We start from the raw sequence: 17,672 nt of genomic DNA, 5'->3' as shown, positions 1-17,672 counted from the left end.
TTTTTACATGAGGAAAATGGTTTGTAGCTCTGCATGGTTTTTCGTTTTTTCAAGGGCAACCATTAATTTCAACCGCGCCTTTTGCCCATTTAAGCCATTTGTAAAAATAACACCCATTTCCTTTAATTTTCGACCACCGCCTTCGTAGGCATAGGTGTCTTGAACGATACCACTCACACTTCGAGATACGAGGACGATCGGAATGTTTCGATTGAGCAGTCGCTGCAAGCCTGGCACAACAGCAGGCGGTAAGTTACCTTGACCAAACGCTTCAATGACAAGTCCATCGATTTCTGTTCCAGCAATGGCATCAATTATCGTCGAATCCATACCTGCATAAGCCTTTAAGAGGGCTACTTTCGTTTCGAGTTTAGTGATCGCATAACTTTCATGACGAACAGGTGTATGATGGAAGATAACACCTCGTTTCGTTACTGTACCGATTGGCCCATATTGGGGACTTTGGAAGGTTGCAATATTACTTGTATGGGTTTTCGTTACGTTTTTTGCTGTATGAATTTCGTCATTTAAAACGATGAGGACACCTTTTCCAGTCGCCTCATCTGATGCGGCTGTTTTTAGTGAAGCAATAAGGTTATGTGGCCCATCTGCTCCTAATTCGTTGCTTGAACGCATGGCACCAGTGACAACGACAGGAACGTGCAAATCAAGCAACAAGTCTAATAAATAGGCGGTCTCTTCAAGGGTGTCCGTCCCATGGGTAATCACAACACCATTAAAGTTTTCCTTGCTCACCTGTTCTTTGATACGCTGGGACAACGAAAACATAAGAGCTGGTGTCATATGAGGCGAAGGGAGATTCAGGAAGTCATCGACTACGACGTTTGCAATCGTTGAAAGAGATTCAATTGTGGAATATAATGGATTTGTTGCATTTGGCTCAATCTTACCTTGCTCATCTTCACGCATGGCAATGGTGCCGCCAGTATGTAAAACTAAAATTGTTTTCATATGACTCGACTCCTCAGCTTTTTTTCGTATATCATACATTTTTTATCTTAGCACAGTCTGGTTCCTTTAATCACACGTTGGCTCGTTTCTTAGCTAACGTGCACGAACCACAAACAATTAGAGAGGTTGAGGACATTGTGTTTGGAATAGTGACGGCTGCAATTGCTCCCTCGATGGCAATGCTCTCATATTTTTACATAAAAAATGAATATGGGACCACGCCATTCGGTCTTGTCTTTCGCGTCTTTTTAGTCGGGGCATTAGTGATGTTCCCCGTTATGGTTTTACAGTATGCATTTACCACAGAAGGCTTTTTTCAAGGCCCCATTTACCGAGCGTTTATTCTTTATGGATTTGTGGAAGAGTTTTTTAAATGGTTTTTACTTTATTTTTTTGTTTTTAAACAGATTGAATTTAGTCGTCATTATGACGGGATTATTTTTGGTGTCGCTCTATCATTAGGCTTTGCATCAATGGAAAATGTGTTGTATCTTGTTGCAAATGGTGTGGAGACTGCAATCGGAAGAGCGCTGTTGCCTGTCTCAAGCCATGCGATTTTTGGAATTATTATGGGGTATTATTTAGGGAGAGGGAAGCTAGAGCCTATGATGAGACGGAGATGGGTCGTTTTTTCCCTTCTTTTTCCTGTTGTTCTTCACGGAGTGTATGATTCTATCTTGATCGTGATGAATTCATATTTTTTATATGGTATGATTCCGTTTATGTTCATGCTTTGGTGGCTTGCTATTAAAAAAGTGAAGCTTGCCTATCAATTTGATCGGTAGACGAACTAGAAGGAAAGGAGAGTATGTGATGGTTGAGGACCGTTACCGTGTTGTCATTCGTTGCCTAAGATGTGGGGAGAAATACATTTTGAGAGGGCGCTTAAATGAAAAAGGTGAATATGGAACAGGATTTAAGAAATGCATTTGTGGAAATGACCATCATCTGTACGTGGAGGGTTCTCCTGAATAAAAGAAAGAGGTCTAAATCTAGAAAAATGAAAATTTTCCTTGCAAAGAGACTAGAATTGTTGTAATTTTGTCTAAAGGCAAATAATTAAATATACGAGTTCTTATCAAGAGAGATGGAGGGAATGGCCCGACGAAGTCTCAGCAACCAGCCAAATCCTTTGGTCAGGTGCTAAATCCATCAAGCGAGGTCGCTTGAAAGATAAGGAGAAGTGATTTGAGGCAAACACCTTCTTCTTATTGTGAGGAAGGTGTTTTTTAATAAATACAAACGATATTCCCATAAAAGAGAGAACGTGGCTCAAAGGTAGAATGGGTAGGAGAATAGGAGGAGCAACATGAATCGAGATAAACTCGAAAGTGTTTTGGTTCAAATTGGAAATCGGATTGATGAGCGTACAGGGGCTGTTAATACACCTGTTTATTTTTCGACGGCTTACCGTCATACTGGAATTGGGGAATCGACAGGATATGATTATGCACGAACAGGGAATCCAACCCGTGAAGTGCTAGAAAATGCCATTGCCCTTCTAGAAGAAGGAGATAAGGGGTTTGCCTGTAGCTCTGGCATGGCTGCCATTCAAACTGTGTTTTCATTGTTTGAATCTGGTGATGAAGTGGTCGCTTCCCAAGATCTTTACGGAGGGACGTATCGTTTATTCGAGCAGGGCTGGAAGCGTTGGGGGTTAAATTTTTCTTATGCCGATCCGCGTAACATTCAGGCGGTTGAAGAGGCGATTACAGAACGTACGAAAGCACTATTTATTGAAACGCCAACAAATCCCCTTATGCAAGAAGCTAGCATTCAAGAGCTTGCAAAGGTTGCAAAGAAGCACAACCTCTTGCTCATCGTTGATAATACGTTCTATACACCACTTCTCCAGCAACCGATTGTAGAGGGAGCAGACATTGTCATTCATAGTGCTTCAAAATATCTAGGTGGTCATAATGATGTGATTGCTGGGTTGATTGTTGCGAAGGGTGAAGCAGTATGTGAACGAATTGGCTATTACCATAATGGCATTGGAGGGACGTTATCGGCTTTTGATTCATGGCTTTTAATTCGCGGCATGAAGACGCTAGCTTTACGAATGGAGAAGCATCAAGAAAATGCGAAAAAGATTGCTGCATACCTTGAAGCTCATGAAGGGGTCGTTGATGTGCTTTATCCAGGACGTGGGGGGATGCTGTCCTTCCGTATCGCCTCTGAAAGCCACGTGAACCCATTCTTACAGCAGTTAAAATTAATATCATTTGCAGAGAGCCTTGGTGGAGTAGAGAGTCTAATGACCTATCCTGCTACTCAGACTCATGCAGATATTCCTGAAGACATTCGTCTTGCAAATGGAGTATGTAACCGTCTCCTCCGTTTCTCTGTAGGAATTGAAAATGTGAATGATTTAATTGCTGATTTAGAGCAAGCATTTGCTTATGTACGGGAGCATGCCACGAAGTAGAAAGGATGAATTCATTTGACACGGAACTATAGTTTGCAAACAAGGCTACTGCACAATCAACATAAATTCGATCCAGTGACAGGAGGAGTAAGTGTTCCGATTCAGCACGCTTCGACCTTTCATCAGCAAGATTTCGATACGTTTGGAAAGTACGATTACAGCCGTTCTGGCAATCCAACGCGGGAAGCGCTGGAAGAAGCGATCGCTGAATTAGAAGGCGGGAGTAGGGGCTTTGCTTTTGCCTCGGGAATGGCAGCGATCTCTACAGCATTTATGCTCCTTTCAAAAGACGATCATATTGTTCTAACAAAAGATGTGTATGGTGGGACGTTTCGACTTGTAACTGAAGTGCTGACAAGGCTTGGCATTGACCATACCTTTGTTGATATGACGAACCTGCAAGAAGTGGAAGCAGCGATTAATGAAAAGACGAAAGTTCTTTATATGGAGACACCTTCCAATCCTACCTTAAACGTGACAGACATTCGCGGAGTGGTAGAATTAGCCAAGCAGCATCAGTGTTTAACGTTTTTAGATAATACGTTTTTGACACCTGCTTTGCAGCGACCGCTTGAGCTAGGTGTCGATGTCGTATTACATAGTGCGACGAAATTTATTAGCGGTCACAGTGATGTAGTTGCTGGACTTGCAGTTGTAAAGGATGAGGAGCTTGCTTCACGGCTAGCCTTTTTACAAAACTCGTTCGGTGCAGTCCTTGGTGTACAGGATGCTTGGCTTGTTTTAAGAGGTTTAAAAACATTGCACGTGCGTATGGAGCATGGGCAAAAAGCGGCATTGATGCTTGCAGAATGGCTTGAGACCGTGCCTGCTGTAAAGCACGTCTATTACCCTGGATTAGCCCATCACCCAGGTCATGAGCTTCAAAAAGAGCAAGGCTATGGCTATGGGGCGGTCTTGTCCTTTGAATTAGAAAGTGAAGATGCAGTCCGAGCATTTGTCGACAAGGTGGAGCTTCCTGTTTTTGCTGTTAGCTTAGGAGCAGTGGAGTCTATCTTATCGTACCCAGCGAAAATGTCCCATGCAGCGATGCCAAAGGAAGAGAGAGCAGCAAGAGGGATTAGTGACGGACTTTTGCGCATTTCGCTAGGTCTAGAAAAGCCAGAGGAATTAATCGAAGACTTTCAACGTGCGTTTGCAGCGATTGAAAAATCATTCACGTAGAGGGGGATTCACTTGAGTCGTTTGCTTCAAGCATTAGAACAGCAAGTATTAATCGGAGACGGGGCAATGGGGACCCTCCTCTATGAACAAGGTGTCGATCGTTGTTTTGAAGAGTTGAACATTACCGACCCCCAACGTATACTAGAGGCGCATCGTTCCTATGTTAAGGCTGGTGCGAATGTGCTGCAGACCAATACCTATGCAGCAAATCGAATCAAATTAGAAAAATATCAATTGCAAGATAAAGTGCAACGAATCAATCAAGACGCAGTTCGCTTAGCAAGAGAAGCGGCTGGGGAAGATGTGTTTGTTGTTGGGACGATCGGAGGCGTTCGTAGCCTCCAGCTTGAAGCTGTGTCCATTCGTGAAGTAGAAGAGGCATTTAGCGAACAGCTCAATGCTTTGCTTGAGGCAGGCGTTGACGGAATCTTGCTCGAAACCTTTTATGATTTGGACGAAGCAAAAATGGCTGTAGGTCTGGCTCGAAAGCTAACAACATTACCAATCATTGTACAAGTGTCCATTGCCGAGGTTGGCGTTATGCAAGGTGGTGTTTTGCTAGAGAATGCTTTAAAGCAGCTGAAGGCGACTGGGGCAAATGTAATTGGACTAAATTGTCGTATGGGTCCTTTTCATATGCTTCGTTCCTTCGAGGCGGTACCGTTGTTTGAAGATGCATTTTTGTCCGCTTATCCGAATGCTAGTTTACCAGATTACCGAGACGGTCGTTATTTCTACCAATCTAACCCTGATTACTTCTATGAAATGGGGAAGCGTTTTGTTGAGCAAGGAATACGATTACTTGGCGGTTGCTGCGGAACAACCCCAGAACATATAGAGGCTTTTTCAAGAGCAGTAAAAGGAATGACTCCAATAACAAAGAAACGAGTGAAAATTCAGATTCAAAACGAACGGTCTTACGGAACAGGTGGCCCAAAAAGCCATGAGCCTATTGCTGAGGTTGTCAAACGTCGACCGTCGATCATTGTTGAGCTGGACCCGCCAAAAAAGCTTCGTGTCGATCGCTTTCTTCACGGGGCAAAGGTACTGAAAGAGGCAGGGGTTGATGCTGTTACGATGGCTGATAACTCTCTAGCATCTCCACGTGTGGACAATTTGGCATTAGGAGCGATGGTAAAGGAGCAGGTTGGTGTGAGGCCTCTCGTCCACGTCACGTGCCGTGATCGAAATTTAATTGGTCTTCAATCTCATTTAATGGGGCTACACGCGCTAGGTATTACCGATTTATTAGCGATTACAGGGGACCCGACAAAAGTGGGGGATTTTCCAGGCGCCTCATCTGTCTATGATGTGTCTTCCTTTCAATTAATCTCGTTAATAAAGCAATTGAATGAGGGTATTTCCTTTTCAGGAAAAGATCTTGGAGAAAAGGCGTCCTTTTCGATTGGGGCAGCGCTTAATCCAAATGTTCGTCATTTAGAGCGAGCTGTTCAACGAATGGAGAAAAAAATCGAGAGTGGTGCCGACTACTTTATGACGCAACCAATCTATAGTGAAAAGCAAATCGAAGAAGTGTACGAGGCCACAAAGCATATCGATAAGCCCATTTATATTGGGATTATGCCTTTAACAAGTGGACGTAATGCAGAGTTTTTACACAATGAGGTTCCAGGCATTAAGCTAACAGACGATATACGTGAACGGATGGCGGCTGCAGGCGAAGATAAAGAAAAAGCAGAAAGAGAAGGGATTGCCATCGCAAAATCACTTGCTGATGTAGCGGCGCAATACTTTAATGGCATTTATTTAATTACTCCATTTTTACGCTATGAAATGACGGTGGAGCTCACCCGATATTTAAAGCAAAAAACCGAGAGTTCCTTAATCAATAAAGAATGATGGAATGTGGTTATATGAAAGGACGATATTCATGACGAAGTCTTTGTTTGAACAGCAATTAGAGAAAAAAATCCTCATTCTCGATGGCGCAATGGGTACAATGCTTCAAAACGCCAATTTAGGGCCTGAAGACTTCGGTGGTGAAGAGTACGAAGGCTGTAATGAGCATTTGAATGAAACAGCTCCCCACGTCATCGAAAGGATTCATCGGGCCTATTTAGAAGCAGGTGCTGATATTATTGCAACGAATACATTTGGTGCGACTGATATCGTACTAGATGATTATGATATAGGGTACAAAGCAGAAGAGCTAAATCGCCTCGCTGTCGAAATTGCCAAGAAAGTGAAGGAGGATTTTTCAACACCTGAATGGCCTCGTTTTGTCGCTGGAGCGATGGGACCAACAACAAAATCGTTGTCGGTTACAGGTGGCGTTACGTTTGAGCAATTAAGTCATTCATACCATGAACAGGCGCGAGGACTTATTAAGGGTGGAGCGGATATTCTTCTTCTTGAAACAAGTCAGGATATGAGGAACGTAAAAGCAGCGTTTATTGGTATGACGCGTGCTTTTGAAGAAACAGGTGTCAAGCTTCCGTTAATTATTTCTGGAACGATTGAACCAATGGGGACAACCCTTGCTGGACAAAACATTGAAGCCTTTTACTTATCATTAGAGCATATGAAGCCGACGGTTGTCGGGCTTAACTGTGCAACTGGACCTGAATTTATGCGTGATCATATTCGATCGCTTTCTGAGCTTTCCACATCGTATGTGAGCTGTTATCCGAATGCAGGTTTGCCGGATGAGGAAGGGCATTATCATGAATCACCTGAATCTCTTGGTGCAAAGCTTGCTGGTTTTGCAGAAAAAGGCTGGCTCAACCTTGTCGGTGGCTGTTGTGGAACAACCCCTGAGCATATTCGAACGCTTGTTGATGTCTTAAAGGATTATGAGCCACGTAAACGAAAGGACCGCCATCCCCATGCTGTATCAGGGATTGAACCATTAATATATGATGATAGCATGAGACCGCTTTTTGTTGGGGAACGAACGAATGTTATCGGCTCTCGTAAATTTAAACGTTTGATTGCGGAAGGAAAATACGAGGAAGCCTCTGAGATAGCTCGTGCTCAAGTGAAGCGCGGCGCCCATGTTATTGATGTCTGCTTGGCAGACCCTGATCGTGATGAGCTTGAGGACATGAAAGCCTTTTTACAGTTTGTCGTGAACAAGGTGAAGGTCCCTCTTATGATTGACTCTACGGACGAAGTAGTCATTGAAAAAGCATTAACCTATTCTCAAGGGAAAGCAATCATTAACTCGATTAACCTTGAAGATGGGGAGGAGCGATTTGAGAAAATTGTTCCCCTTGTGCACAAATTCGGGGCTTCTGTCGTTGTTGGAACGATTGATGAGGAAGGGATGGCCGTTTCAGCAGAACGAAAATTAGAAGTGGCGAAGCGGTCATATGATTTGCTTGTCAATAAGTATGGAATAAACCCATCAGACATTATTTTTGACCCCCTTGTCTTTCCAGTCGGTACAGGGGACGAGCAATATATTGGCTCAGCGAATGCCACAGTTGAAGGGATTCGCATGATTAAAGAAGCGTTACCTGAATGCTTGACGATTCTTGGGGTAAGTAATGTTTCCTTCGGTTTACCGCCTGTTGGACGTGAAGTGTTAAATGCGGTTTATTTGTATCATTGCACACAAGCTGGGCTTGATTACGCGATTGTCAATACTGAAAAGCTAGAACGCTATGCCTCGATTTCTGATGAAGAAAAGGAGATGGCGAAAAAGCTTCTATTTGAAACGACGGATGAGACACTCGCTACATTCACAGCATTCTATCGCGGGAAAAAAGCAGAGAAAAAGACCGAAGTTTCAAACCTATCTTTGGAAGAGCGGCTCGCAGCATATATTGTTGAAGGAACAAAGGAAGGCTTAATTGAAGATCTTGATAAAGCCCTTGCCAAATACGATGATCCACTAGATATTATAAATGGTCCGCTGATGGATGGGATGGATGAAGTTGGTAAGCTGTTTAATAACAATGAACTGATTGTCGCCGAGGTACTCCAAAGTGCAGAAGTCATGAAGGCGTCTGTGGCCCATCTCGAACCGCATATGGAGAAAAAAGCGGATGATAACGGGAAGGGTAAGATTATCCTTGCTACTGTTAAAGGGGACGTCCATGATATCGGAAAAAACCTTGTGGAAATTATCCTTAGTAACAACGGCTTTAAAATCGTCAATTTAGGAATTAAAGTGACATCCAATGAGCTAATTGAAGCGGTAAAACGGGAGAATCCGGATGCAATTGGATTGTCAGGCCTACTCGTAAAATCTGCACAGCAAATGGTATTAACAGCACAGGATTTACGTCAGCAGCAAATCTCGATTCCAATTTTAGTTGGAGGAGCAGCGTTGACACGTAAATTTACCGACACGAAAATTGCTGCTGAATATGAAGGACTCGTTCTTTATGCGAAGGATGCCATGAATGGATTAGAACTTGCGAATAAGCTCGTTAAGCCTGAGGAAGCCGAGCGTCTTGCAACAGAACTAGCTGAAAAACGTGCAGCCAAAGAAGAAGCTAAACCATTTGCAAGGCAGCGAGAAGCGGTGGCTACACTGCCGAAGCGCTCAAGTGTTTCAACAACGGTACCTGTTGCCGTGCCAGCTGATACACAGCCGCATATTTTAAAAGATTATAAGCTTTCACATCTTGAGCCGTACATTAATATGCAAATGCTGCTCGGGCGTCACCTTGGCTTGCAAGGAAAAGTGTCTCGCTTACTAGAAGAAAGAGACGAAAAAGCCATGGATTTAAAAGAAAAGGTCGACAACTTATTGCAACGAATCAAAAAAGAGAACTTACTGAAAGCTCACGGAATGTATCAGTTTTTCCCGGCCCAATCCGATGGAGATTCGATTTTAATTTATGGGCCTGACCATAAAACGGTCATTGAAACCTTTGAATTTCCACGTCAGCAGCATGAACCGTTTCTTTGCTTAGCAGATTACCTACGTCCTGTGTCCAGTGGGGAGATGGATTATGTTGGCTTTTTGGCTGTTACTGCAGGTCAAGGCGTTCGCCAAATGGCAGAGGATGCAAAGCTTGCTGGAGATTATCTGTTTAGTCACTTAATTCAAGCGACGGCGCTTGAAGTAGCAGAAGGATTTGCCGAACGGACGCATCAACTAATGCGTGACAAATGGGGATTCCCTGATTCTGCTGATTTTACAATGGAGGAACGCTTTGCTGCTAAATACCGCGGTGTCCGGGTTTCATTTGGCTATCCAGCATGTCCCAACCTAGAAGACCAGGAAAAGCTTTTTGGGTTATTACAGCCTGAAAAGATTGGCATCCATTTAACTGAAGGATTTATGATGGAACCAGAAGCATCTGTTACCGCAATGGTGTTTGCCCATCCTGAAGGAAGATATTTTAATGTGCTTGCTTAAGGCTTATATATCAAGGGTTTAAACAATATTTACGAATATTTGATGCCTTTGATTTCAAAATATTGTTAAATAATTCATTCTAAATGGAATTATGAAACCGTCTGTTAAATTTAAACCTCTTTTCGTTTACTACAAACGGAAGGGGGTTTTTATGTTGTGCAAAAGAAACGAAAGAAAGCCAGACGAAACACACAAAAACAATTTTTCGTGCGTATTTATTCACAGCTGTTTCTAAATACGCACGAAAAATTTCGGTAATAATATCTTGTTTTTGGACTAGAGCTTGGACAATATCTGTTGTAAACTGATTCATAGGGAGGACCTTTTTTCTAGGATTGGTTGCGGTGACTTAATTCTACCAAGAAAAGGTCTTCCTTTTTCTATGTCTTTAGTTAATTACACAAAATATTTTATACTCTCATGAAAAACGTGAAAAAAAACATATGGTGGAATTGTTAGAAACGATTGATACTAAACAAGTTCAGGAAATAGTTAAATATATGCTGGCACCTTAAGGATAGGAGAGATGATTCATCTAGTCCAACATACCTTTGAATTTAGTACTCGTGCTTATCACCTCACTGATCTTGTCAGCGTTGTTTTCTCTTCAGATGAAACAGCCTACTCAAGTGTAAATAAATTAAGACTAAAAAGCTATACAGATGAGAATAGACCTGGTGGTGTGAAAGCCTTCTTTATCTTGCAACATTTTGAACAGGCTCTTTCAACTAATTTGATTGGAAATAACCTAGTGAACATTGCAGCTGCGACCATATCCGCACAGGTTGCAACAGCTTTATTTGGTGGCAATACAGGACTACTAATTAGCACGATGGTCATGGCCATCCTTATCCTTGTCTTTGGAGAAGTACTCCCTATTATAATTCTCATAATAAACATGACCTCAATATTTTCTCCATATTTATTTGATATTGTACGAGTATCGCTTTTTTAACTGAAAAATTTGGTTCTGATTGTATGTTAGACATCAACGGTTAATAGGTGAAAAAAGAATACAATTAGGTAGGTGAATCAAATGTGTGGATTTATTGGTTGTCTGTATGATAAACCTCAAAAAATGAATTCCGATACGATGAATCAATTTATAGAAATGAATTCGATGCTTATGCATAGGGGACCTGATGATGAGGGTTATTACGTAGATGATCACATTCATTTTGGATTTAGAAGATTGAGTATAATTGATATAGAAAGTGGACATCAACCTCTATCCTATGAAAATGAAAGGTACTGGATAATCTTTAATGGAGAGATCTATAACCATATAGAACTTCGAAAACAATTACTAAATAAAGGCTACCACTTTTCTACTCATTCTGATACAGAAGTTCTTCTTGCTCTTTATAGCCACTATAAAGAACAATGTGTTCAAAAATTAAGAGGAATGTTTGCTTTTGTTATATGGGATAAAGTAGAGCAAAAATTATTTGGAGCAAGAGATTATTTTGGTATTAAACCTTTTTTTTATTCTGAACAAGATGGCTTAACTTACTTTGCATCTGAAAAAAAGAGTATCCTTATAGCATTGAAAGGTGATTTAAATCATACTTCATTGCAACATTATCTTAGTTATCAATATGTTCCTGAACCAGAAACAATGATGATGCAAATAAAAAAAATACCTCCGGGTCATTACTTTACCCAAAAGCCGAGAAGTAAAATGAATATTAAGAGCTATTGGAAACCAGAATTTAAACCAGTGTATAGGCCAGAAGATGAAAAGGTAAAAGAAATTCGCAACGCGCTTATCGACTCAGTAGATGTGCATATGCGAAGTGATGTTCCAGTTGGAGCATTCTTATCAGGAGGAATAGATTCTTCATATATCGTATCGTTAGCAAAGGAAGTTAATCCTAATTTAAAAACATTTTCCGTTGGCTTTGGAATAGATGGATTTAGTGAAATTAATGTTGCTAAAGAAACAGCTGCCGCGCTAAACTTGGAAAACATTAGCTATGTTATTACACCAGGAGAGTTTTTGGCGGAACTCCCTAAGATTATTTGGCATATGGATGATCCGCTTGCAGATCCATCAGCTGTGCCTTTGTATTTTGTAGCACGTGAGGCGAGAAAACATGTAAAAGTTGTCTTGTCGGGGGAAGGAGCAGACGAGCTGTTTGGGGGATACAACATTTATCGTGAGCCGCACTCTCTCAGACTTTTTAATTATATCCCTGATCCAGTAAAGTATCTATTGCAAAGATTAAGCCGGATTCTACCAGAAGGAATTAAAGGGAAGAGTTTTATTGAACGAGGAGTGACTCCTCTAGAAGAAAGATATATTGGAAATGCCAAAATATTTGATGAAAAAGAAAAGGAATTATTATTAAATAATTACAATCCCCATTTTGATTATAGAAGTATTACAAGACCAATTTACAATCGAACAACTGGATATGACGCTGTAACTAAAATGCAATATATTGATCTCCATACTTGGTTAAGAGGAGATATTTTATTAAAAGCAGATAAAATGACAATGGCACATTCGATTGAGTTAAGAGTTCCTTTCTTGGATAAACATGTTTTTGATGTGGCATCTAAACTTATAACAAAGGATAAAATAAATCATAATACAACAAAGTATTTACTGAGAAAAGCTGCAGAGGGAATTGTTCCAGTCAGTGTGCTTAATCGAAAAAAATTGGGATTTCCAGTTCCTCTTCGTCATTGGCTCAAAGATGAATTATATGATTGGGCAAATCATTTAATTCATATAAGCCAAGTTGATTACATCTTTAATAAACATGAAGTCTATAAATTATTAGAGGAACATGTAAATAACAAAAGAGATAACAGTCGGAAGCTATGGGTGATTTTAATGTTTATGATGTGGCATCAAGTTTATATTGAAGGTGAATATGATATGACCAAACTAGCTACTCATCAACAACAGAAAAAATTGCAAGTTGAATATTCCTAGTAATCAGTTTGTAAATAGTTCTCAATTTTTACTCCTATCTAGATAAATACCATCTGATAGGGGTACTTTTTGTTATATGAAACTTATTGTGGTTCAAATATATATTCTGGAATTATATAGAAAATCGAACCGAAATACCGAAAACTACATAAGGGGTGGTACGAATGAAAGGGATACGAATTCTTATCGTTGAGGATGAGGCCCCAATGCGTGAATTATTACAATTACATTTGAAAAAAGAAGGTTATGTGGTAGACGAAGCAATAAACGGTATAGAGGCCATTAAAAAAATAGAAGAAAAATCATATTCTATTGTTTTGTTGGATGTAATGATGCCTGAAATGGATGGGTTTGAAGTTTGTAGAAGGATACGAAAGGTTTCACAGGTCCCTGTCATTATGTTAACAGCACGTACTCAAACCTGGGACAAAGTAGAGGGGCTAAAAATGGGGGCAGATGACTATTTAACCAAACCATTTGAACAAGAAGAGTTACTCGCTCGTATTGAAGCGGTCTTACGAAGATATGGAGTTGGTGAACAAGAAACAAGAGGTAACACGTTATTTTTTAATGGTCTAGTAATGAAAAGAAAAGCACACCAAGTTTTTTATTTAGAGAAAGAAGTATCACTTACACCAAAAGAATACGCAATCCTTGAATTACTATTATTAAATAAAAATCGTGTATTTAGTCGAGACGATATTTTAGCGTTAGTATGGGGTTATGATTTCATTGGTGATTATCGAGGTGTAGATACACATGTTAAACACTTACGTGATAAATTAACAGATGCCGGGATTTCCGGCCAAAGTGTAATCAAAACAGTATGGGGAGTGGGGTATAAGTTAGGGTGAAAAAAAGAAAAATAAACAGTATTTCTGTTAAATTAGGCACACTTTTGTTTGCAATATTTTTTATTCTTATTATTAGTATTGTGAGTATCTTGTACTTGTTTTTTGTTAACTTTTATACGCAAGATACAATTGATGAACTTATTCAACGCAGTCAAGCTTATGCAGAGGTACTTAGCAACCACTATGATGAAGCATTAATTAATCATGCTGGCCTTATTGAAAGTACAACATCAAAGATGATATTAGTTGTTAATAATAACGGTGATATTTTAGCTGCATCTGAAAGAATTACGCAGCTTTCTCCCGATTATCTAAATGAGGTAATTACTCATGGATATGAGGGTCATGGTCCTACTATAGCTTCAGATTGGAAGAATGAAGATTTTTTTGTTACCGAATCTTATATAAAACAAAATGATGAAACGGTTGGTAAAGTTTTGATGTTTAGTCCGACTGACCTCGTTCGTCAAGTTGTTGCTTTTCTTCAAAAGATATTTATCATTATTGGTTTTATTACTTTGGTCATTAGCGCACTACTTATTTATGTCACTTCAAATAAAGTAGTGCAACCCTTGTTGAAAATTATTAGAGTAACTAAATTACTTTCAGAAGGAAATCATAACTGGAAATTAAATACAAAAGGATCTGATGAGATTGCGATTTTATCCCATTCTATTAATCAAATGTCAAAGAACATCCAAAATTATGAACAACAACGCACACAACTATTTGTAGATATATCGCATGAATTGCGGACTCCCTTGACCTACTTTAAAGGGTATGTAGAAGTCTTATTAAATGAGGAAGTAATGAGTGAGGAAGATAAAATAAAATATTTAACCTTGTTGAATAAACAAAGTGGGCGACTTCAACGATTAGTACAGGATTTATTTGAATTATCTACTATGGAACATAAAGGATTTACGATGCAACAAACACGGATTTCGATTGAAACGGTCATGATTAATGCCTTAGACTTAATCGGTCCATCTATCGAGCAAAAAGGAATTCAATTGAATGTCCAGCTATCACCAATTCCTGTATATGTTATAGGAGACGAATATCGGCTCCAACAAGTCATTATTAACCTTCTTGAAAATGCAAAGAAATATTCTCCAGCTAGTGGAAAAATCAATGTCTTAACTTATAAAAAAGACAGCAATTGCATCATTGAAATTGTTGACTATGGTATTGGTATACCTGAAAAGGACCTTCAGCGTATATGGGAACGTCTATATAGAGTAGACAAATCACGATCCCGAGAAACGGGTGGTTCAGGTCTTGGGTTAACTATTTCCAAAAAGATTATTGAGTTGCATGGCGGGCAGATAACTGTTAATAGCGAAGAGGGAAAAGGATCGACTTTTAAGATTATACTTCCGATCTTAGGGGGAAAGAAATTATAAAAACAGAATTAAAACAAGTGAAAAGTTTCAAGGGTTTTAGTCAGGGATTATTATAAAATCTTTCTTCCAAAATGCTCAATTAGTTGAAGAAAACATTTGGTTTAAGGGGTTATTTTGCTACGCAGTACAACGATTATGTTCAGTTAATTTAAATGAGCGCAAGGAAGATTTGATTTTGAATAGCCGTTTCGCTCATACCATAAGGATATCTACGTGCTGCTTGAGCCATTTAAAGAATAGCTCAATTGCCCATCGTTAGCGGTAAATTTCACTAATCTATTCTGGAGTCCATCATCTATTAGTGCATCGCTCATCTCTTCTAGGCTCTCGAATCCTTGTAGTTGAGCAAGTAATAATAGCTTTTGTTACCGCAATGGTGTTTGCCCATCCTGAAGGAAGGTATTTTAATGTGCTTGCAAGTAAATGAATAGAAATGAAAAAAACACAGTGAGCTTTCCACTGTGTTTTTTTCAATTTATCGGCATAAAGGTTTTAGATTTGTTGTAAAGAAGGGGTCTTAGTGAATTTCAACTCTAACTGAATAAAAACAATTTGCCAACAAACACTATCCTTAGTGTGAGAGACAAACGATGCTTTATATGTATCGAATTGGTTATTGCTACAAGTAGCGCGATTAATTTAGGAAAGCTAAGGAGGTCTTACAACATGAGCTGCAAACGAATAATAGGAAAGCTTTCTCTCATTGTATTTTTTGCTGGCATATGCTTTTTGAGTCAAGGGATGAATGCAGAGGCATTTACTGACCAAGTGATACAAAAGGGTGCCACAGGTGATGATGTTGTTGAGCTTCAATCACGCCTTCAGTACATCGGTTATTATAATGGGAAAATTGATGGCGTATACGGCTGGGGCACATATTGGGCTGTGAGAAATTACCAATCTGAATTTGGTCTCGATGTCGATGGGCTTGTTGGTCCGGAGATGAAGGATATGCTCGCTCGCTCCACGTACTATAACGAAAAATTTGTGCAAAAAGCTCTTCAAGAAGGAAGAAAGTTCACCCATTATGGAGGTACGCCAAAACACATTCAAAAAGGGCCGAAGGGAAGCGCGACAAAAAAACAACAACCGCAGCCTGCTCCAAAGGAACCGCAAAAACAACCAGTAAAAGAACAACAACCGGCACCACCGCCGCAAGGGGAGCAGCCGCCTGCAGAAGGGCCAGCACCACCGCCGCAAGCAGAACAACCACCTGAAGAGCCTGTACCATATGAAGAAGTACCAATAGAGCAAAACAATGAGCCAACGATAGAAAAGGCGATGAATGTTCCATCAGGCTATTCAGATAATGATATTCAATTGATGGCCAATGCAGTATATGGTGAAGCGAGAGGTGAGCCTTATGTTGGGCAGGTGGCTGTAGCAGCAGTCATCATCAACCGAGTTAATAACCCAATTTTTCCTGATACGGTTTCTGGTGTTATTTTCGAGCCGCGCGCTTTTACAGCGGTAGCGGATGGACAAATTTGGCTTGAGCCGGATGAAACGGCTAGACGAGCCGTATTGGATGCCCTAAACGGACAGGATCCGAGTGGAAATGCGCTTTACTATTTTAACCCAGATACAGCGACGTCAGGTTGGATTTGGACAAGACCACAAATTAAAAAAATTGGAAAACATATCTTTTGCGAGTAATTTATTGGAGGTGATTGGTGATGATACGAAATTTTATTATTGGTATTTTAGCATTAGCGCTTATTGGGACTGGCTATTGGGCATATCAAGAAAAGGATCGAAACCAAGTGCTTGCATTAAATGCAGAATCTCATTATCAGCGAGCTTTTCATGAATTGGCATACCATTTAGATCAAATTGAAGATGAGTTGGGAAAAACACTTGCAATGAATACACAGCGACAGTTAACTCCTTCACTTGCAGAAGTTTGGCGGGTAACAAGTTTAGCAAAAGAAGAGGTTGGGCAGCTGCCTTTAGCTGCGGTAGATCTTACAAAAACAGAAGAGTTTTTAGACAAGCTTGGTACATTTAGCTACAAAACATCGATTCGTGATTTAGAGAGTGAACCACTGACTGATAAAGAATACGGAACCCTTGAAAAATTATATAGCTATTCTAAGGATATTAAAAATGAACTGAGAAAAACACAGGCAACAATGTTAAAGCAGGACATGCGGTTTCTAGATATTGATAAAGAGTTTAAGGCACAGGAACAACCATTAGATAATGCTGTGTTAAATGGCTTTCATCTAATGGATGAAAAAATGAAGGGCGTGAGCGAGGTTGAGTGGGGCGCTGGGATGGCAGCTCAAAACATTAACGAAGACAAGCTTGCGAAACGACTCGACGGGAAAAAAATTTCGAAAGCAGAGGCGAAAAATATCGCTCTAGATTACCTGGAGATGGGTGAAAATACCAAAGTGGAGGTGAGTGAGACAGGTAAAGGGTTACCGTATCAAGCCTATAGCTTAGTGATCGATGACCCTAATGAAAAATCCCATTATTATATGGATATTACAAAGCAAGGTGGTCATCCCATTTGGTTTTTACAGGAGCGGCAAATTTCTGATCAAGA

At 40.1% G+C, this 17,672-nt stretch carries 12 protein-coding genes, 1 pseudogene and 1 riboswitch; of the genes and pseudogenes, 12 read left to right on the top strand and 1 reads right to left on the bottom strand.

Annotated elements, in window-relative coordinates; genetic code table 11:
• Positions 1-3: 3 nt before the first annotated feature.
• Positions 4-972: an asparaginase gene (locus BLT_RS0112175; protein WP_017728073.1), complete on the bottom strand. Its 969-nt coding sequence runs from the start codon at positions 970-972 to the stop codon at positions 4-6.
• A gap of 137 nt (positions 973-1,109) precedes the next feature.
• Here BLT_RS0112175 and prsW point away from each other — a divergent pair, with 137 nt between their 5' ends.
• From prsW to BLT_RS0112110, 12 genes and pseudogenes are all read left to right on the top strand, one after another.
• Positions 1,110-1,757: a glutamic-type intramembrane protease PrsW gene (prsW, locus tag BLT_RS0112170; RefSeq protein ID WP_026105096.1), complete on the top strand. Its 648-nt coding sequence runs from the start codon at positions 1,110-1,112 to the stop codon at positions 1,755-1,757.
• A 28-nt stretch (positions 1,758-1,785) separates the two neighbouring features.
• A complete protein-coding gene (locus tag BLT_RS24235; RefSeq protein ID WP_017728071.1) occupies positions 1,786-1,947 on the top strand; it encodes a hypothetical protein in 162 nt (53 codons plus the stop codon).
• A gap of 97 nt (positions 1,948-2,044) precedes the next feature.
• A riboswitch (SAM riboswitch) is annotated at positions 2,045-2,152 on the top strand.
• Positions 2,153-2,281: 129 nt separating this feature from the next.
• Complete coding sequence (locus BLT_RS0112160) at positions 2,282-3,400, top strand: methionine biosynthesis PLP-dependent protein (protein ID WP_017728070.1); 1,119 nt, start codon at positions 2,282-2,284, stop codon at positions 3,398-3,400.
• A gap of 15 nt (positions 3,401-3,415) precedes the next feature.
• The gene (gene metC / locus BLT_RS0112155; protein ID WP_017728069.1) at positions 3,416-4,582 is read left to right on the top strand and encodes a cystathionine beta-lyase; all 1,167 of its coding nucleotides are present in this window, start codon (positions 3,416-3,418) and stop codon (positions 4,580-4,582) included.
• A gap of 66 nt (positions 4,583-4,648) precedes the next feature.
• On the top strand, positions 4,649-6,442 hold the full coding sequence (locus tag BLT_RS0112150; RefSeq protein ID WP_051045243.1) for a bifunctional homocysteine S-methyltransferase/methylenetetrahydrofolate reductase: 1,794 nt from the start codon (positions 4,649-4,651) through the stop codon (positions 6,440-6,442).
• A gap of 31 nt (positions 6,443-6,473) precedes the next feature.
• The gene (gene metH / locus BLT_RS0112145; protein WP_017728067.1) at positions 6,474-9,917 is read left to right on the top strand and encodes a methionine synthase; all 3,444 of its coding nucleotides are present in this window, start codon (positions 6,474-6,476) and stop codon (positions 9,915-9,917) included.
• Between the two features lie 545 nt (positions 9,918-10,462).
• Positions 10,463-10,794: pseudogene (locus BLT_RS0112135) on the top strand (CNNM domain-containing protein); the annotation flags it as partial.
• A 159-nt stretch (positions 10,795-10,953) separates the two neighbouring features.
• Entirely contained in the window at positions 10,954-12,861 is a 1,908-nt protein-coding gene (gene asnB / locus BLT_RS0112130) for an asparagine synthase (glutamine-hydrolyzing) (protein WP_017728065.1), read from the top strand.
• Positions 12,862-13,025: 164 nt separating this feature from the next.
• Positions 13,026-13,715, top strand: a complete 690-nt coding sequence (locus BLT_RS0112125; RefSeq protein WP_017728064.1) for a response regulator transcription factor — start codon at positions 13,026-13,028, stop codon at positions 13,713-13,715.
• On the top strand, positions 13,712-15,121 hold the full coding sequence (locus BLT_RS0112120; protein WP_017728063.1) for a sensor histidine kinase: 1,410 nt from the start codon (positions 13,712-13,714) through the stop codon (positions 15,119-15,121). Before BLT_RS0112125 ends, BLT_RS0112120 begins: the two co-directional genes overlap by 4 nt.
• Positions 15,122-15,787: 666 nt before the next feature.
• Positions 15,788-16,777, top strand: a complete 990-nt coding sequence (gene sleB, locus BLT_RS0112115; protein ID WP_017728062.1) for a spore cortex-lytic enzyme — start codon at positions 15,788-15,790, stop codon at positions 16,775-16,777.
• Between the two features lie 20 nt (positions 16,778-16,797).
• Positions 16,798-17,672: PepSY1/2 domain-containing protein (locus BLT_RS0112110; protein WP_017728061.1), on the top strand; the 875-nt coding region annotated here is incomplete at its 3' end.

The organism is Halalkalibacterium ligniniphilum, from assembly GCF_000334155.1.
Classification (GTDB): domain Bacteria; phylum Bacillota; class Bacilli; order Bacillales; family Bacillaceae_D; genus Halalkalibacterium; species Halalkalibacterium ligniniphilum.
This window is presented reverse-complemented; position numbering and strand designations above follow the sequence as displayed.